Here is an 18450-nt window from a genome sequence, read left to right as displayed (position 1 = left end):
GGCAAGGTCACTAACCGGTTAATATCGCTAGCAACCTTTGTTCGTACGGATCGTTTCTTATACAATTCCTGTTAAAGAGTAGAAGGCAATAATAAAGAAAACGGCAAGTGTCTTAATAACGGTTACGGCAAAAATATCGCGGTACGATTGCCGATGTGTTAACCCTGTTACAGCAAGCAACGTAATAACAGCTCCATTGTGCGGAAGCGTATCCATACCGCCGGATGCCATGGCAACTACACGGTGCATTACCTCCGGCGGTATATGAGCCGCTGCAATGGCCTGATTATATTTTTCTGCCATTGCACTTAAGGCAATTCCCATACCGCCGGATGCGGAACCAGTGATCCCTGCAAGTGTGGTGGTCGTAACAGCACCATTCACGAGCGGGTTCGTAAATGTGTGGGAAATCCCGCCACTGATGGCAGAGAAGCCTGGCAAAGCTGCGATGATTCCGCCAAAGCCGTACTCAGCTCCAGTATTCATCGTCGCCAGCAATGAACCGCCGATACTTGCATTCAAACCCTCTTTAAAGTTATGAGTCACTCGTTTCCAGTCATAAAGCATAGCAGTCACGATTCCTACGACTAAGGCCATTTCAACTGCCCAGATGGCTGCAACCGCAGCAGTATCGACTACACCAAAGGCTTTTAGGCCTATTTTTGAAAAATCAAAGCCATTTGGATACCATTTCGGAATGCTTGTAACAAAGACCTTATTCATTACCCCCACAAGAACGAGAGGCACAAAAGCCGAAATTTGACGGGCTATCGATTGATCAGTAGAGAAGTTGGCGACAGGCTCGTTTTTGCCTGCGAGATTTGCGTCTTCCACAGCCGCGGCATTTTCTGTACCGAAACCGTAATAGCCTTCACCTGTTCTTGCGGCTTTTCTCTTTCTCGATTCTAAGTATAAAAGTCCAATAGCAAAAACAAATATTCCCCCAATAATTCCTAATACCGGCGCTGCATAAATAGTGGTTTTAAAGAAGGCGATCGGGATAACATTTTGAATTTGCGGAGTACCCGGCAGGGCATCCATTGTAAAAGAAAATGCGCCTAATGCAATCGTTCCCGGAATCAAACGTTTTGGAATATTCGCTTCCCTGAACAAATGCGCTGCAAACGGAAATACTGCAAAAACCACTACAAACAAGCTTACACCGCTGTAGGTTAAGATAGCACCTAACAGGACGATTGTCAGAATGGCCCGTTTAGCTCCAATTAATTTAACAATTGTTTTGGCAATCGATTCTGCAAGGCCGGACATTTCAACAACCTTACCGAAAATAGCACCTAATAAAAAGACAGGAAAGTAATTTTTAATAAATCCGACCATCTTTTCCATAAATACTCCTGAAAAGAACGGCAAAACATAGCTTGGCTCTGTCAAGAGAACAGCAAAAAGGGCACAAATTGGAGCAAATAAAATGACAGAAAAGCCTCGATAGGCAACAAACATTAATAAACCCAATGCTAAAAGGATAACGATTAAATCCATTTAAATCCCCCTTGTTCAATAATTACCTCCATTTAGAAAGCGGTTACAAATTTTCCCTCCTTTATTCAAATTCCCCTTACATGATGATTAAATTGCAAGTTCCATGCCAAGGTATCTATATATTCATAATTATTAGAAAATAACGAATAAAGACCAACTTGAATGAGTGTTTATCGTTACTGAATGGTTTTTTGGGGATAAAACCTTTCCGTTTTTTCGGAATTTTGCGGTTTGTTGATTCCGAAAAACTGGAAAATTCCGTTTTTTCGGAATCAATATATGTTTATTTCTAAAACAATAGTTAGAATATTCAACGAATAGAGACAAGCAAATTTCCTGCGCTGCCACATACATTTTCTATTAGTGTGAATTTCTCTTCATTTTATCCTCACGGAGGTGATAAATGTGTCTAGCGGTCAAAAAGTACTTCTTTACATTTTGTTGTTTATTTTTCCAGTTATCGGGATTTTCTTAGGGATTATTTGGATGAATGACCAAGATGCAGAAAAGAAACAAATCGGTAAAAGCTATCTTGTCTTTGCAATTGTAGCCATTGTTCTAAGCAGTATCTGCTGGATTGCGGCTTTAGTACTATCCATAGGTCCAGCGGTTATGGGAGGGTATTGAGCCCCGTTCATAATGTTGAATTGTTCAAGGACATTTTCCTTGTTCATCTGGAGGATTTTGTCCTTCACAAATTCTTTTCAAAGACATTTTCCCTGCTCATCTGGAAGATTTTGTCCTTCAAACTCCTTTTCAAGGACATTTTTCCCGCTCTTCTAAATTTTTTTGTCCTTCAAACTTCTTTTCAAGGACATTTTTCCCGCTCTTCTGAATGATTTTGTCCTTCAAACTTCTTTTCAAGGACATTTTCCTTGCTCACCTAAAAGATTTTGTCCTTCAAACTTCTTTTCAAGGACATTTTCCTTGCTCACCTAAAAGATTTTGTCCTTCAAACTTCTTTTCAAGGACATTTTCCTTGCTCACCTAAAAGATTTTGTCCTTCAAACTCCTATTCAAGGACATTTTCCTTGCTCACCTAAAAGATTTTGTCCTTCAAACTCCTTTTCAAGGACATTTTTCCTTGCTCATCTGGAAGATTTTGTCCTTACCTTTCGTTCAATACTCTCCCTATTATACTTATTGGTTTCATCTAAAATCATTAAATAATTATCCTAGTAAAACAACAAGGACAACGACTAAGTTATCTTTATTTGTGTCTGTCGCTTTTTCATTTTGCCATATTTTAAAGGAATTGTTCACCTTTTGTACATTTCATTTGAGAGTATTTGGCAATATGATGATATTATAGAATATCTTTGAAAGTGAGTTAGGCCAATGAATAAAGAGATGAGATTACAAGAGATTACAAAACTTATCTCTGAAAACGAGATAAAAACACAGGAAGAGCTGAGTCAAATGCTTTCAAATAAGGGGTTGCAGGTTACACAGGCAACAATCTCAAGAGACATAAGGACATTAAGACTTATTAAAGTACCTTCAAAGGACGGCTGTCTCAAGTATAGCTTTGAAATGGAAAATAGCTTTATCATTTTTGAAAAGCTCAAGCACAAGGTCAGGGATGCACTGGTTAGTTTGGAAGTCATCAACTACTTTGTAATGATGAAAACGTTGCCGGGACATGCCCATTCGTTTGGCGCTTTGCTGGATTCATTGGAAATGGAGGGCAAGGCAGGAACCATTTGCGGGAATGATACCTGCTTGATCATTTGCAGGTCCCATAAAGCGGCATCCAGCATTAAACAGCAAATTGAAAACTATCAAAGATAAGATGATTATAACTCTTAGTAAGGGAGAGATCATATGCTTCATTCCAATGTGGTTAAAATGGATGTGATTTCAGATTTACACCAGTTCGATATTTTTTCTTGTCTTCCGGTAAAAACACTACAAAAATACCTTCCTTTTATTTATTGTAGAACCTACAAGAAAAACCAACGGCTTTTTATGGAGGGAGATCCAAGGGATAAAATCTTCTTCTTACTTGACGGGTATGTGATGTACGAGAGCGGCAGCGAAGAGGGTAGCATGCTCTACCTGGACTTTATCAAAAGTAATCAAATGTTTCCGTATGGGGGCTTATTTACCGATGATGTTTACCATAATTCTGCCATCGCTGTAACCGATATCCATGTTTATTTCATCCAAACTCATGTCCTGGAGGAATTGCTGAAAACAAATTCCAAGTCCTTAATGTATGTGATCTCAAAGCTTTCCGATATTCTCAGCCTCCATCAAAAGCGCGTCCAAAAAATCCTTATCCCTTGTGCCCAGGAACGGGTTTTACACTCCCTGCAATTTTTAATGGATGATCTTGGTGAACAGGACGGAGACGATATTACCATCCCATGTCCGCTTACCGCCTCCAATATTTCCAAACTATCCGGGACAACGAGAGAAACCGTCAGTTTAATTATGAACCAATTAAAACGGGATCAGGTTATCTCGGTTTGCTCCAAAATTATTAAAATTCATAAACCGGATTATTTTAAAGAAATTGGATAAAACTAAAAGCGGAAACGCCCGTTTAGCGAAGTACACTAGTCGCTGGGCGTTGGAGCTAGACAGTTATCTAAGTTCAAAAATTTATACTTTCTATCTTTACAAAATGACCGTTGATAGATTCCTATCAACGGTTTTTTTGTCACTCACTATCGGAATTTTCACAATAATGGAACTTTATAACCCCTTTTTTGAATATATTCAATGATTATTCACATGGTCAGGAAACGAAGTCACGAATTGAATCGAAAAACTCAATAAATATGCATGGACCCTTATGTGATCGACAAAAAAACGTAATGATTTTAACAGTCTGTTTGTTATGGACATTACAAAATAAACCGCTTACATCTATTAAACTAAAAACGTAGCAAGGAGTTATCAAAAAAGGAGGAAGAAAGATGAGCAGTATAACAGAGATCGTTTCGAATTCCTTAATCCAAAAAAATATAAACCATCCGATCAATGTTACATCGGAAATCGGTACGTTAAAAACCGTTTTACTTAAACGCCCCGGGAAAGAAGTAGAAAATCTCGTACCGGAGTACCTTCAAAGACTATTATTTGATGATATCCCGTATTTACCGGTTATTCAGAGAGAGCATGATTATTTTGCCGAGACATTAAAAAATAGAGGCATAGAAGTTCTATACCTCGAAAAATTGGTTGTTGAAACATTAAGTAATCAAGAATTACGAAAACAATTTATCGATGATATTTTACGAGAAAGCCAGGCAAATGTTAATGGAGCAGCGAAGGTATTGAAGGAATATCTCCTATCCTTTCCTACTTCAGCAATGGTTGAAAAGGTAATGAGCGGTGTACTCAAAAGGGAAATAGAAGAGAGTAAAAAAACTCACCTTTATGAATTTATGGAGGATCACTATCCATTCTATTTAGATCCAATGCCTAACCTATATTTTACCCGTGACCCGGCAGCAAGCATTGGAAATGGGATCTCGATTAATAAAATGCGGGAACCCGCACGTCAGCGAGAATCTTTATTTATGGAATATATCATAAAATATCATCCCCGTTTTGCAGGACACGATGTTCCTGTCTGGCTGGACCGAAGCTTTTCCTTCTCCATTGAAGGTGGGGATGAATTGATTCTTAGTAAGGAAGTTGTGGCCATCGGCGTTTCAGAACGTACTTCTGCCAAAGCAATCGAAAGACTGGCCCTTAATTTATTTAAACGACAGGATTCGATTAAGAAAGTTGTGGCCGTTGAGATCCCTAAATGCCGTGCCTTTATGCACCTTGATACGGTATTTACGATGGTCGATCATGATAAATTTACGATTCACCCGGCTATTCAAGGTCCACAGGGCAATATGAATGTCTATATTTTGGAAAAAGGCCCTGAAGCAGAAATTGCCGCGATCTCTCATCGCTCCAATCTGCAGGAAGCATTAAAAGAAGTATTAGGATTGAGTGACCTAGTATTAATACCTTGTGGCGGCGGCGATGAAATAGCCTCTTCCCGCGAACAATGGAATGATGGTTCCAATACATTAGCAATTGCCCCGGGAGTGGTCGTAACGTACGACCGAAACTATATTTCGAATGATTTACTGCGCCAGCATGGAATGGAAGTTATTGAGATTACCAGCTCGGAATTATCCCGCGGCCGTGGGGGTCCACGCTGTATGAGCATGCCAATTGTTCGTGAAGACATCATTAAATAATTTTACATAAAAGGAGAGATTTCGATGTTAACAACAATTTCTAAATTTAATGGAAGAAGCTTTCTAGCAGAAAAGGACTTTTCAAAAGAAGAATTTATGTACCTGATTGATTTAGCCTTTAAATTAAAGGACGAAAAAAAACACGGCATTCCACACCGCCATCTTGAAGGAAAAAACATTGCCCTGCTGTTTGAAAAACCTTCAACACGCACTCGTTGTGCTTTTACTGTCGCCTGTACTGATTTAGGAGCCCACCCTGAATATTTAGGTAAGGATGACATCCAGCTAGGGAAAAAGGAATCGATTGAAGACACAGCCAAAGTTTTAGGCCGCATGTTTGACGGAATCGAATTTCGCGGCTTTGAGCATAAAAAAGTTGAAATGCTGGCTGAACATTCAGGTGTACCTGTTTGGAATGGTTTGACTGATTTATGGCATCCAACCCAAACACTCGCTGACTTTTTAACCGTAAAAGAAAACTTTGGCCGCCTTGAAGGAATTACATTCGTATATGTTGGCGACGGACGGAACAATGTTGCCAACAGCCTGCTTGTTGGCGGTGCTCTTGTCGGTATGGACGTTCGCATCTGTTCACCTGAATCCTTATTCCCGGCAGTGGAAATCGTTGAACTGGCACAGGAATTGGCAAAACAATCCGGCGGCCGCGTGACAATCACAAGTAATGTCGATGAAGGTGTTGCAGGAGCAGACGTAATCTACACAGATGTATGGGTGTCCATGGGTGAAGAGGACAAGTTTGCTGAAAGAATTGAGCTCCTTTCTCCCTATCAAGTCAAAATGGACATGCTTGAAAAAACAGGTAATGAAAATGTTATTTTCCTTCATTGTCTCCCTGCATTCCATGATCAGGAAACGAGCTATGGAAAAGACATTTATACAAAACATGGTCTTGCAGAAATGGAAGTAACGGATGGGGTATTCCGAAGCAAGCATTCTAAGGTATTTGATCAGGCTGAAAACAGAATGCACACCATCAAAGCCGTTATGGCAGCCACATTAGGTAATCCGGAATAAAAATCACACAGGAGAAGGGATCTTTTCTCCCTTCTCCGTTCTTTTCTTGCCAATCAAAAATGAAGGAGTGGAATCAAAATGGCTGATGGAAAGAAGCTGGGACTGTTTTCATTAATTGCAATCGTAGTGGGCTCGATGATCGGAGGCGGAGCGTTTAACCTCGCAACTGATATGGCCGGCGGCGCTTCAGCGGGAGCAATCATCATAGGTTGGGTGATTACCGGTATTGGAATGATTGCCCTGGGTTTTTGTTTTCAAAATTTAACAGATAAACGCCCGGACCTTGACGGGGGAATTTTCAGTTATGCGACAGAAGGCTTTGGGAAATTCATGGGCTTTAACAGTGCATGGGGCTACTGGTTCTCCGCCTGGCTCGGAAATGTAGCCTACGCCACCTTACTATTTTCATCGATCGGATATTTCTTCCCTGTATTTAAAGGCGGACAAAACGTTGCCTCCATCATCGGGGCAAGTATTCTTCTATGGCTGGTGCATTCCTTAATCCTCCGGGGTGTCCAGTCAGCGGCATTAGTAAATCTGATTACTACCATTGCAAAATTAGTACCTGTGTTCTTATTTTTAATCATCGCCATTTTTGCCTTTCATTTTAAAACATTTACTGCAGGTTTCTGGGGAACAGCTAATCACTTCCACTTTTCCGATGTTATGGGGCAAGTAAAAAGCACCATGCTCGTAACACTATGGGTGTTTATTGGTATTGAAGGGGCAGTCGTTTTATCCAGCCGGGCAAAAGATAAAAAAGATGTTGGAAAAGCAACGATTATCGGTCTGCTTGGTACTCTGGTCATTTATATCCTCATTTCCATTATGAGCTTGGGTGTAATGAGCAGAACGCAAGTGGCACATTTAGAGCACCCTTCAATGGCATTTGTTTTTGAAAGTGTTGTTGGTAAATGGGGAGCAACCGTTATCAATATTGGCTTGATCATTTCTGTTCTCGGTGCCTGGCTGGGATGGACATTGCTGGCATCGGAAATTCCATTTCTGGCAGGCAAAAGCAAGCTGTTTCCAAAATGGTTTGCCAAAGAAAACAAAAATGGGGCGCCAATTAATTCCTTATGGATCACGAACGGATTAATCCAACTATTCCTATTGACGTTCTTATTCACTGATAAGGCCTATAACTTTGCCTTTTCCTTAGCCTCATCAGCGATCTTAATTCCTTATGCCTTTTCAGCCTTTTATCAGCTTAAATACTCGATAGCGACCAGCCATTCTGATCGAACAAAAAATATTTTTATTGGAGTGATAGCCAGCATCTATAGTATCTGGATGATTTATGCAGCCGGAGTCAGTTATCTGTTATTAACAATGCTCTTATATGTACCCGGCGTCTTGGTCTATCGAAGCGTTCAAAAAGAAGCAAATTTACAAACTATCTTTACGAGAGGTGAGCTGGCAACGGCCATCGGATTTACCTTATTAGCGGTTCTTGCCATTTACGAATTAGCAATAGGGACTTTAAGTATTTAATGGATTCGCAGAATGCATTTATAAATTTGAACATACAACCGGGTTGGAGGTTTTACTTATGATGAGAAAAAAAGCAGTAATTGCGTTAGGCGGCAATGCCATTCAATCAGGGGATGCAACGGCAGAAGCGCAGCAAAGGGCTCTTGAAAATACAGCGAAACAGCTGGTCGATTTTATCGAAAATGGGGTTGATATTATTATTTCTCACGGAAATGGCCCGCAGGTCGGAAACATCCTATTACAACAAAAAGCCGCTGATTCTGTAAAAAATCCTGCGATGCCGCTTGATACCTGCGGTGCGATGAGTCAGGGAATGATCGGGTACTGGATGCAGAATGCAATGGACAAGGCTCTTAAAGAACGGGGTATTGTGAAAAATATTGTGACGGTTGTCACCCGTGTTGTCGTAGATAAAAATGACCCTGCTTTTATGAATCCTACGAAGCCAATCGGACCTTTTTACAGTGAAGAAGAAGCCAAAAAGTTAATGGAAGAAACCGGTTCGTTTTTTAAAGAAGATGCCGGACGCGGTTGGAGGCGGGTTGTAGCTTCACCAAAACCAGTCAGCATTAAAGAGCATTCGATTATTAATTCGCTCGTCGAGCAAGGTACAATTGTCATCTCTGTCGGCGGCGGCGGAATTCCGGTAATTGAAACAGAAAATGGCTTAGCCGGAGTCGAAGCTGTTATTGATAAAGATTTTGCTTCCCAAAAGCTGGCTGAATTAGTCCATGCCGATGCGTTAATTATCCTTACTGCTGTTGACAATGTTTACATTGATTATAACAAACCGACACAACGCAAATTAGAGGATATCAGTGTTGGCGAATTAAAAGCGTATATCGAATCCGGTCATTTTGCCGCCGGCAGCATGCTTCCGAAGGTCGAAGCAGCGCTCCATTTCGCTGAAACGAGCCCTGAGCGCAAAACGATTATCACCTCATTAGATCAGGCTTTTAACGCAATTGAGGGAAAAGCCGGGACGGTCGTTTCATTGCACGGTGCTCCGGTATCTGTGTAATACAATTGGGTGATTCCTAACAATTACAAAACAATTTGAAAAGAGGCATTGTTCAGATGCCTCTTTATTAGATCTTATTTTTTCCGATTTTCTTCAACCATTTTCTTTGTTTCAAACCAGAATCATAATAAAAAATAGGATTAATAATCTCTTTTTTACAATTAAACCGGGTTGGCGGATAACAGCTCTTTTGCGGGAAATAAATAATAAAAAGAACTATAATCCCGACCGCCATAAAGACTCATACTCACTAATAATAAAGAAAAAAGAGACTGTTTTGTACATATTAAGACAAATTACCCATTATCTAAGAGTAGATAAAAAAAGGAACCGCTCTCTTTGGATACTAGAAAATTAGGAAAAGGTTACTCCGCGAAACGGGAAATATAACTCAGAATTACTAAAAAAGAAAATCACATTCGAAGATGCATTTTTTCAGATATAGAAAAGACCAGCATCTCTGCTGGTCTTGTTATCCACCTATGTATGGTGGAGACGGTGGGAATCGAACCCACGTCCAAAGATATCGGCACTTAAGCTTCTACGAGTGTAGTCGACATATTGGCGCTTCGCTGAGCCATATGCCTATCGACAGGCGTCCGGTCAGCTAGCCTGGTTGTTCTCTTCCTTCATCCTCAGGCGGTGGAATCCGGCGTAGCCCACTTAGAGTGAGTCCCTTACCCTACCACATGGGCGATGGAGGGAGGAACCGCTATGCAGTATTAAGCTGCGAAAGCGAGGTTGTTGTTAGTTTTGCCAGTTATGGCTTTGACGTTTTAACGAGGCCGATCCCCTCGACTCGCGACCTAAGCTCAAACTACCCCTGTCGAATCCGTAGCGTCCCCATTATAAAAATGAAGCTAGACGAACGAAAGCTCAACAATTGTTATGAGCATAAGTTTCTGTCGCATCACTTAGCGACAAACTTATTATACCACACTAAACGTATTTTTCAATTGTAATTATTTGTAAGTTACATTTTTTGACGATCACGGAAGGCTCGTTCAATTTCACGTTTTGCTTCTTTTTGTTTCAAGGACTCCCGCTTATCATAATTCTTCTTACCTTTTGCAAGCCCAACCAGTACCTTACAAAAGCCGTTTTTCAAATAAAGCTTTAACGGCACAAGTGCATAACCGGCTTCTTTTGTTTCACCGATAAGCTTATTAATTTCACGCTTATGAAGCAAAAGCTTTCGCGTTCTTAATGGATCATGGTTATAGCGATTCCCCTGCTCATATGGGCTGATGTGCATTCCAAATAAAACAGCTTCGCCACTTTGGATTCTTGCATAGGAATCCTTTAAATTGACTTTACCCGCACGAATCGACTTAATTTCCGTTCCCTGCAAAACGATTCCCGCTTCATAGGTTTCTTCAATAAAATAATCATGGTAAGCCTTTTTATTTTGGGCGACAACTTTCCCTTCACCTTTTGGCATGTTTCTCACCTCTTCTATGGCTACTATTTTAGCAGAATGGACAGGTTCAGACAATTAAAAGAGGGCCGAAGTTGAGGCCCCCGTATGACTATCTTCTCTTTTTCCGTTTTGTACTTTTTGCTTTCGGAACATTATCGTAAAATTTTTTCTTCTTTTTCGATTTGTCCCCCTGACCTTGTCCTGACGTCTCAGACTTTTTATTACGGTCACCTTGCTGCTGTTTGTTTCGTCGCGGCTTATTCGTATCGCTACCGGTTTTGAAAACTTTTGGTGTTTCGGATCGCTCTCTGCGAGTACCCTTCATGCCGACGATTTCAAAATCAATTGAGCGTTCATCTTTATTGACCTTTACAACCCGTACAGTAATCTCATCTCCGATTCGGAACACATTACCTGTCCGTTCGCCAATCATGGCGAAATGGCGCTCATCAAAGCGGTAATAGTCATCAGTCATGTAACTAACATGAACAAGACCTTCAATCGTATTTGGAAGCTCGACGAACATCCCAAAATTGGTCACCGAGCTGATAATCCCATCATACTCAACACCAATCTTATCCTCCATGTATTCCGCTTTCTTCAACTCATCGGTTTCACGCTCCGCATCAACCGCACGGCGCTCCATTTTTGAAGAATGCTGAGCAATTTCAGGCAAACGGGCATTCCATTTTTCCCTTGTCGTTTCATCGAGTTTTCCTTCTATTAAATAGGTACGGATCAGACGGTGAACGATTGTATCGGGATAGCGGCGAATCGGCGATGTAAAATGCGTATAAAACTCAGTCGATAGTCCAAAATGTCCCAAGCTTTCCGGATCATATTTTGCCTGCTGCATCGAGCGGAGCATAACGGTTGATACAACCATTTCTTCGGGCTTCCCTTGAACCTCTTCAATAATTTCCTGAAGGGCTCTTGGATGCACATCATTCGCCGTCCCTTTTACAATATAGCCAAAGTTGGTAATAAACTCGAAAAACTTTCTCAGCTTATCTTCCTTCGGATCCTCGTGAATCCGATAAATAAACGGTACGTCAAGCCAATGAAAATGCTCGGCAACCGTCTCGTTCGCTGCAAGCATAAATTCTTCAATGAGTCTCTCTGCAACCGAACGTTCGCGGAGAACAACATCGGTTGGTTTACCCTCATCATCTACCAATACCTTCGATTCTTTAAAATCAAAATCAATTGCGCCGCGCTTCATTCTTTTGTTACGTAAAATCGCCGCAAGCTCTTCCATCATTTCAAACATGGGTACAAGCGCCTCATACCTAGCTATTGTTTCCTCATCCTGATCGACAAGAATCTTATTTACATCATGATAGGTCATGCGCTCAGTTGTTTTAATAACGCTTTGGAAAATCTCATGGTTCACCACTTGACCTTCTGATGAGATTTCCATATTACAAGAAAGCACTAAACGGTCTACTTTAGGATTTAAGGAACATATCCCATTCGATAACCGGTGAGGAATCATTGGAATAACCCTGTCGACTAAATAAACACTCGTTGCTCTTTCTTCCGCTTCAAGGTCAATTGGTGTTCCTTCTTTTACATAATAGCTGACATCGGCAATATGAACGCCAAGCTTATAGTTGCCATTTTCCAGCTTCGTTACGGTTACAGCATCATCCAAGTCCTTCGCATCAGCACCATCAATCGTAACAATTGTTTCGTTCCGTAGATCGCGTCGGTTCGCCAATTCACTCTCGTCAATCGTATCAGGTGTATCGATTGCCTGCTTTAGCACCTCATCCGGGAAAGCCATCGGCAGCCCGTGCTTATGTATGACGGAAAGGATGTCGACTCCAGGGTCATTTTTGTGCCCGAGAATTTCGATGACTTCACCCTCAGCACTTTTCCTACCTTCAGGGTAGGTGACAAGCTTAACAACGACTTTATGTCCTTCAACCGCTCCTTTGGAAGCCGATTTTGGGATAAAAATATCACTGGCAAACTTTTTATCATCGGGAATCACAAAGCCAAAACTCTTACTTTCTACATACGTTCCGACCATTTGCTGGATACCCCGCTCCAGGATGCGAATAATGCTGCCTTCACGGCGCTGGCCGGAGGTTTCCGATGAAACACGGGCTAAAACGGTATCACCATGCATAGCGGTGTTTGTTTCATTCGGCGGAATAAAAATATCATCCATTCCGGGCTCATCGGGAATCACAAACGCAAATCCTTTCGCATGGCCTGTCAATTTTCCGCGAATTAAATTCATTTTTTGCGGCAAACCATAGCGGTTGCTGCGGGTCCGAACCACTAACCCTTTTTCTTCCATTTGAACAAGCGCTTTTACAAACTCTTTAAAGTCGCTCGAGTCTTGAATACCGAAGGCTGTTTCAAGCTCTTGAACCGTTAATGGTTTGTATGCCTCATCCTTCATATATTGCAAAAGCCTGTCTACATGCTTTTGAATATTATCTTCCAAGCAAATCCCTCCTTGGGGTACGATTTAATCGTTCCAATCTAATTTTTCTAAAAAGGCATAAATATCTTCATGAAGCTGTTCCCGCTCTTTATCCAATGTAATCACATGGCCGGATTCTTCATACCATTTAATTTCTTTAATATCTGACTCCACTTCACGGTAAATAATATTGGCGCTATCCGTATTAATCATATGGTCGTGACGTGCCTGAACAATGAAGGTTGGGGAATAAATCATATCAACATGATCACGAACATCGGCAATTAATTCCTGAAGTGCCTTTAATGTATTCATCGGAGTTTTTTTAAACTCATTCATTTCCATTTCGATTTGATCTTCTGATTTTCCTTCACGTTTTTTATATTCGCGGGCATATTCAAGAATTCCTTGGTACATAACTTCTTCACTTTTGATATACATCGGTGCACACATCGGTACAATACCTTTTATAGGTACAGTGTAACCCAATTTCAAAGAAAATACGCCGCCTAGGGAAAGTCCTGCGACCGCAATTTCCGTATGTCCGTTACTTTTTAAAAATTCATATCCATTTACTACATCCTGCCACCAATCTTCCGGTCCTGTATGTACTAGTTCTTCCGGTGGGACGCCGTGACCTTTGTAGTGTGGTGCGTGGCATGTATAACCTTTTTTTTCAAGAAACCGGCCCAGCATCCTAACATCTGCTGAATTGCCGGTAAAACCATGCAATAAAAGAACGGCTCTTTTTCCTCCTTTAAAGGTAAATGGCCTAGGTATTGTCACTCTCATCTGTAAAACTCCTTTAAAAATCAGTTAACTTATCTTAGTTTAAGCAAAGAGGGGGTGAACATTCCAGAAATAAGGCTTACGAAGTGGGGAAGTTAAAATTTAAAGCGGATAAATTATCTACAAATTCCTTTCTATCAACAAGAAAACAGTCCTTCAAATCAGCAAACTGAAACAAAGATCCACAGGTCCGGATTTTTCTAATGAAACGACAAAAAACCCGGCCAGCAGCCGGGTTAGATTTTAAAGTAAGTAACAGCGATAGCAAGAACAAAGAATAAAATTGATAAAATAATAGTAATACGGTGAAGTATCAAATCAATCCCCCGTGCTTTTTGCTTTCCGAACAGTGATTCGGCACCACCCGAAATGGCTCCGGATAATCCGGCGCTCTTACCGGCTTGAAGTAAAACAACTCCAATGAGTCCAATACTTACGATTACTAATAATGTTACAACCAATACATGCATGAAGGCCACCTCCTGTTAGACGTACATTTCACAGTATTCTTAATTTACCATATAAATGCCCTTTTAACAATAGTAGTTATTGTGACAGCTTTTAGGAGGCTGTAGGAAACCACATTATCGCGGAACAAAAGGCGCAAGCGCCCGGTTAGCGCACGACAGGACTGGAGCGCTTCGACTGAGATAAAGGAAACACGGATAGCGTTAGCGATACGATGTTGACTTATCGTAGGGAGAAGAGCGAAGTCCACTAGCCGCTGGGCGCTCCTCGAAAAAGCTATCGCTTTTTCTTCGTGCGATGCTAATGCTGCCGAAGCTTTCCTTATGGAGCTGGATTCAGATACTTTTTCAAGTTATCTATACCAAATTATTTTATAATTTCCTAAACAATAAAAAGGCACTCATCAAAAAATGAGTGCCTCCTAGTGTTTACTTGCTTAAGTTATAGAAAGATTTAATTCCGTTAAACTTAGCGGATTCACCTAATTGATCTTCGATACGAAGCAATTGGTTGTATTTCGCTACACGGTCTGTACGAGATGGAGCACCCGTTTTGATTTGACCGGCGTTTGTTGCTACTGCGATGTCAGCAATTGTGCTGTCTTCGGTTTCACCGGAACGGTGAGAGATAACGGCAGTGTAACCGGCACGTTTAGCCATTTCGATTGCATCAAAGGTTTCAGTAAGGGTACCAATTTGGTTAACTTTAATAAGGATAGAGTTAGCAATTCCTTTTTCAATACCTTCAGCAAGCTTTTTCGTATTGGTAACGAACAAGTCATCCCCAACTAATTGAACTTTGCTGCCAATACGTTCTGTTAACAGCTTATGGCCTTCCCAGTCGTTTTCATCTAATCCGTCTTCGATAGAGATGATTGGGTATTTAGAAACAAGCTCTTCATACCATGCAACCATTTCTTCAGAAGTTTTCACAACGCCTTCACCTTCAAGATGGTATTTTCCATCTTCTTTGTTGTAAATTTCAGAAGACGCTACGTCCATTGCCAACATAACTTCTTCACCAGGCTTGTAGCCGGCTTTTTCGATTGCTTCAATAATCGTTTGAAGAGCTTCTTCGTTTGAGCCTAAGTTTGGAGCAAAGCCGCCTTCGTCACCTACAGCAGTATTAAGGCCTTTGCCTTTAAGAACTGATCTTAAGCTATGGAAAATTTCCGCACCCATACGAAGGGCTTCTTTAAAGTTTGGCGCACCTACCGGCATAACCATGAATTCCTGGATATCAACGTTGTTATCGGCATGAGCTCCACCGTTTACAATATTCATCATTGGAACCGGAAGCTGTTTAGAGTTGAATCCGCCAAGGTATTGGTATAAAGGAATATCTAAATAATTTGCTGCAGCGTGAGCAACCGCCATAGAAACACCAAGAATAGCGTTCGCACCCAATTTGCCTTTGTTTTCTGTTCCATCTAATTCAATTAATGCGTTATCAATTGAAACTTGATCTAAAACACTGAATTCTTCGCCAACAAGGTATGGAGCAATAATTTCGTTAACATTATCAACAGCTTTTAAAACGCCTTTGCCAAGATAGCGTTCTTTATCGCCATCACGAAGTTCAACAGCTTCGTATTCACCTGTAGAAGCACCGCTTGGAACTAATGCGCGTCCGAAAGCGCCTGACTCAGTAAAAACTTCAACTTCAACAGTAGGGTTACCGCGGGAATCTAAAACTTCACGTGCGTATACATCAACAATAAATGGCATTTGTATCTCTCCTTAAAATTTAAATTATTTTTTAATCAATGATGTTCCGGTCATTTCGGCCGGTTTTTCTAAACCTAATAAATCCAACATCGTTGGAGCTAAATCTCCAAGGATGCCGCCATCGCGTAAGTCTACACCGGCTTTCGTCACAATAACCGGTACAGGATTCGTTGTGTGTGCCGTCATTGGCTCGCCTTCTAGCGTCACCACTTCATCGGCATTTCCGTGGTCAGCGGTAATGATTGCATATCCGCCTTTTTCAAGAATTAAATCAACCACTTTTCCTAAACATTCATCAACGGTTTCAATCGCTTTAATAGTTGGCTCAAGCATTCCGGAATGCCCAACCATGTCAGGATTAGCAAAATTTAATAAAATCGCATCAAATTTATCCGCTTGAATTTCCTTGAGTAACGCGTCCGTCACTTCATAGGCACTCATTTCCGGTTGAAGGTCATAGGTAGCAACCTTTGGAGAATTAATTAATATCCGTTCTTCTCCGGGGAATTTCTCTTCGCGTCCGCCGCTCATAAAGAATGTCACATGCGGATATTTTTCGGTCTCGGCAATTCTAAGTTGTTTTAAACCATTTTGGGCAAACACTTCACCGATGGTATTATCCAAGTTCGTTGGTTTAAATGCTACATACCCATCAACCGTTTCACTGAAGTGTGTTAAGCAAACAAAGAATAAATTTTTCGGATGCTTTGGTCCGCGATCAAAGGAGCGGAAATCCTCATTTGTAAACGTATTAGAAATTTGAATTGCCCGGTCAGGTCGGAAGTTGTAGAAAATAACAGCATCATCATCCTGAATCGTGGCGACTGGTTGTCCGTCTTCTTTCGTAATAACAGACGGAATGACGAATTCATCAAAAATTCCATGCTGATAGGAATCTTCTACTAATTCTAACGGATTGGTGTAAGTCGGTCCCTCACCATAAACCATTGCACGGTAGGATTTTTCAACCCGCTCCCAGCGCTTGTCCCTGTCCATGGAATAGTATCGACCGGAAATAGTCGCTAATTCTCCAACACCATACTCCTTCATTTTATCCAGTGTTTGCTGAATATATGTTGCTGCTGTCTTCGGTCCGACATCACGGCCGTCGAGGAAAGCATGAACATAGACTTTTTCCACACCTTCATCTTTTGCAATCTTTAACAATGCAAACATATGATTGATATGGCTATGAACGCCGCCATCAGACAGCAAGCCAAATAAATGAAGGGCAGTACCCTTTTTCTTCACATGTTCCACTGCAGCAGTAAACGTTTCATTTTTTTCAAATTCGCCTTCACGAATCGCAATATTCACACGGGTTAAACTTTGGTAAACAATTCGGCCTGCACCAATATTTAAATGCCCAACTTCAGAATTCCCCATTTGTCCTTCAGGAAGACCGACAGCCTCACCGGAAGCTGTTAAATGAGAATGCGGAAAGGTGCCCCAGAAACGGTCAAAATTCGGTTTCTTCGCATGGTAGACCGCATTTCCTTTGTGTTCGCTTCGACAACCGAAACCATCCAGGATGATTAAGGCGACTGGTGACTTACTCATATTGTCCTGCCTCCAAAAGTTGCAAGAATGATTGTGCTTCAAGGCTTGCTCCGCCTACTAATGCACCATCAATATCCGGTTGTGCCATATATTCTTTGATATTTCCAGGCTTAACACTTCCACCGTACTGGATTCTTACAGCAGCTGCAACATCCTCAGAGAATTGTTTCGCAACTACCTGACGGATATGCGCACAAACTTCGTTTGCATCCTCAGCAGTAGAAGATTTTCCCGTACCAATTGCCCAAATTGGCTCGTAAGCAATTACCGTTTGTTTCACTTGATCATCGCTTAGTCCTGTTAGAGCTTTTTCAATTTGTGAGCCAACAAGATTCATTGTTTCACCATTTTCGCGTTGTTCAAGTGTTTCACCACAACAAACAATAGGTGTTAGGTTATATTTGAACGCAGCAAGCGTCTTTTTGTTGACTGATTCGTCTGTTTCATTGAACATTTCACGACGTTCTGAATGACCAATGATTACATACTGTACACCGAGGTCTGCTAAAGCATTCGGGCTGATTTCACCGGTAAATGCTCCGCTTTCTTCAAAATGCATATTTTGAGCACCAATTTTCACATTGCTGCCTTTAACAGTTTCTACTAGGCTTTGTAAAAATAATGCAGGTGCACAAATGACAGATTCCATTTTTTCTTGAGCAGGTACAAGGCTTTTTACTTCTTCAGCAAAGCTTTTTGCTTCAGAAAGTGTTTTGTTCATTTTCCAGTTACCTGCAATGATAGGTTTACGCATGCTGGCACATCCTTTCTCGGCTTGTAAATCAGAA

At 41.1% G+C, this 18450-nt stretch carries 15 protein-coding genes and 1 other RNA gene; 7 read left to right on the top strand and 9 right to left on the bottom strand.

The window, feature by feature from the left end; all coding sequences use genetic code 11:
* Window positions 1-57 precede the first annotated feature (57 nt).
* A complete protein-coding gene (locus AC3ANV_RS03955; RefSeq protein ID WP_488312379.1) occupies window positions 58-1500 on the bottom strand; it encodes a GntP family permease in 1443 nt (480 codons plus the stop codon).
* A 405-nt stretch (window positions 1501-1905) separates the two neighbouring features.
* Here AC3ANV_RS03955 and AC3ANV_RS03950 point away from each other — a divergent pair, with 405 nt between their 5' ends.
* The 7 genes from AC3ANV_RS03950 to arcC all read left to right on the top strand — a co-directional run bounded on the left by AC3ANV_RS03950 (window position 1906) and on the right by arcC (window position 9261).
* The gene (locus tag AC3ANV_RS03950; protein ID WP_488312378.1) at window positions 1906-2127 is read left to right on the top strand and encodes a hypothetical protein; all 222 of its coding nucleotides are present in this window, start codon (window positions 1906-1908) and stop codon (window positions 2125-2127) included.
* Between the two features lie 711 nt (window positions 2128-2838).
* Complete coding sequence (gene argR / locus AC3ANV_RS03945) at window positions 2839-3291, top strand: arginine repressor (protein WP_488312377.1); 453 nt, start codon at window positions 2839-2841, stop codon at window positions 3289-3291.
* A 33-nt stretch (window positions 3292-3324) separates the two neighbouring features.
* Window positions 3325-4026 carry a Crp/Fnr family transcriptional regulator gene (locus tag AC3ANV_RS03940; protein WP_488312376.1) on the top strand — a complete coding sequence of 234 codons (702 nt, stop codon included), beginning with the start codon at window positions 3325-3327 and terminating at the stop codon, window positions 4024-4026.
* 446 nt (window positions 4027-4472) lie between these two features.
* A complete protein-coding gene (arcA, locus tag AC3ANV_RS03935; protein ID WP_488314124.1) occupies window positions 4473-5711 on the top strand; it encodes an arginine deiminase in 1239 nt (412 codons plus the stop codon).
* Window positions 5712-5735: 24 nt separating this feature from the next.
* Window positions 5736-6746 (top strand): ornithine carbamoyltransferase, encoded by a 1011-nt coding sequence (gene argF / locus AC3ANV_RS03930; protein ID WP_488312375.1) that lies wholly within the window; start codon window positions 5736-5738, stop codon window positions 6744-6746.
* Between the two features lie 78 nt (window positions 6747-6824).
* Window positions 6825-8240: an arginine-ornithine antiporter gene (gene arcD, locus AC3ANV_RS03925; protein WP_488312374.1), complete on the top strand. Its 1416-nt coding sequence runs from the start codon at window positions 6825-6827 to the stop codon at window positions 8238-8240.
* A gap of 58 nt (window positions 8241-8298) precedes the next feature.
* Entirely contained in the window at window positions 8299-9261 is a 963-nt protein-coding gene (gene arcC / locus AC3ANV_RS03920; protein WP_488312373.1) for a carbamate kinase, read from the top strand.
* 487 nt (window positions 9262-9748) lie between these two features.
* Here arcC and ssrA read toward each other — a convergent pair.
* From ssrA to tpiA, 8 genes are all read right to left on the bottom strand, one after another.
* Window positions 9749-10106, bottom strand: a transfer-messenger RNA (tmRNA) gene (gene ssrA / locus AC3ANV_RS03915).
* A gap of 128 nt (window positions 10107-10234) precedes the next feature.
* Window positions 10235-10702 (bottom strand): SsrA-binding protein SmpB, encoded by a 468-nt coding sequence (smpB, locus tag AC3ANV_RS03910; RefSeq protein WP_488312372.1) that lies wholly within the window; start codon window positions 10700-10702, stop codon window positions 10235-10237.
* 88 nt (window positions 10703-10790) lie between these two features.
* Window positions 10791-13139 (bottom strand): ribonuclease R, encoded by a 2349-nt coding sequence (gene rnr / locus AC3ANV_RS03905; RefSeq protein WP_488312371.1) that lies wholly within the window; start codon window positions 13137-13139, stop codon window positions 10791-10793.
* A 24-nt stretch (window positions 13140-13163) separates the two neighbouring features.
* Window positions 13164-13910: an alpha/beta hydrolase gene (locus tag AC3ANV_RS03900; protein ID WP_488312370.1), complete on the bottom strand. Its 747-nt coding sequence runs from the start codon at window positions 13908-13910 to the stop codon at window positions 13164-13166.
* Window positions 13911-14143: 233 nt separating this feature from the next.
* Window positions 14144-14377, bottom strand: a complete 234-nt coding sequence (secG, locus tag AC3ANV_RS03895; protein WP_488312369.1) for a preprotein translocase subunit SecG — start codon at window positions 14375-14377, stop codon at window positions 14144-14146.
* Between the two features lie 426 nt (window positions 14378-14803).
* Window positions 14804-16102: a phosphopyruvate hydratase gene (eno, locus tag AC3ANV_RS03890; protein WP_307407433.1), complete on the bottom strand. Its 1299-nt coding sequence runs from the start codon at window positions 16100-16102 to the stop codon at window positions 14804-14806.
* Between the two features lie 24 nt (window positions 16103-16126).
* Window positions 16127-17662: a 2,3-bisphosphoglycerate-independent phosphoglycerate mutase gene (gpmI, locus tag AC3ANV_RS03885; protein ID WP_488312368.1), complete on the bottom strand. Its 1536-nt coding sequence runs from the start codon at window positions 17660-17662 to the stop codon at window positions 16127-16129.
* On the bottom strand, window positions 17655-18416 hold the full coding sequence (tpiA, locus tag AC3ANV_RS03880) for a triose-phosphate isomerase (RefSeq protein WP_488312367.1): 762 nt from the start codon (window positions 18414-18416) through the stop codon (window positions 17655-17657). The genes gpmI and tpiA overlap by 8 nt, the downstream gene beginning before the upstream one ends.
* Between the last annotated feature and the right edge of the window lie 34 nt (window positions 18417-18450).

This window comes from Neobacillus sp. DFD-2R (assembly GCF_057747865.1).
This window is presented reverse-complemented; position numbering and strand designations above follow the sequence as displayed.

What these genes read in the sequence shown, in the direction of transcription:
- arcD (WP_488312374.1), top strand. Translation starts at nt 6,825, where the DNA reads ATGGCTGATGGAAAGAAGCTGGGACTGTTTTCATTAATTGCAATCGTA.
- AC3ANV_RS03955 (WP_488312379.1), bottom strand. Translation starts at nt 1,500, where the DNA reads ATGGATTTAATCGTTATCCTTTTAGCATTGGGTTTATTAATGTTTGTT.
- smpB (WP_488312372.1), bottom strand. Translation starts at nt 10,702, where the DNA reads ATGCCAAAAGGTGAAGGGAAAGTTGTCGCCCAAAATAAAAAGGCTTAC.
- arcC (WP_488312373.1), top strand. Translation starts at nt 8,299, where the DNA reads ATGATGAGAAAAAAAGCAGTAATTGCGTTAGGCGGCAATGCCATTCAA.
- secG (WP_488312369.1), bottom strand. Translation starts at nt 14,377, where the DNA reads ATGCATGTATTGGTTGTAACATTATTAGTAATCGTAAGTATTGGACTC.
- AC3ANV_RS03940 (WP_488312376.1), top strand. Translation starts at nt 3,325, where the DNA reads ATGCTTCATTCCAATGTGGTTAAAATGGATGTGATTTCAGATTTACAC.
- gpmI (WP_488312368.1), bottom strand. Translation starts at nt 17,662, where the DNA reads ATGAGTAAGTCACCAGTCGCCTTAATCATCCTGGATGGTTTCGGTTGT.
- argF (WP_488312375.1), top strand. Translation starts at nt 5,736, where the DNA reads ATGTTAACAACAATTTCTAAATTTAATGGAAGAAGCTTTCTAGCAGAA.
- tpiA (WP_488312367.1), bottom strand. Translation starts at nt 18,416, where the DNA reads ATGCGTAAACCTATCATTGCAGGTAACTGGAAAATGAACAAAACACTT.
- AC3ANV_RS03900 (WP_488312370.1), bottom strand. Translation starts at nt 13,910, where the DNA reads ATGAGAGTGACAATACCTAGGCCATTTACCTTTAAAGGAGGAAAAAGA.
- eno (WP_307407433.1), bottom strand. Translation starts at nt 16,102, where the DNA reads ATGCCATTTATTGTTGATGTATACGCACGTGAAGTTTTAGATTCCCGC.
- argR (WP_488312377.1), top strand. Translation starts at nt 2,839, where the DNA reads ATGAATAAAGAGATGAGATTACAAGAGATTACAAAACTTATCTCTGAA.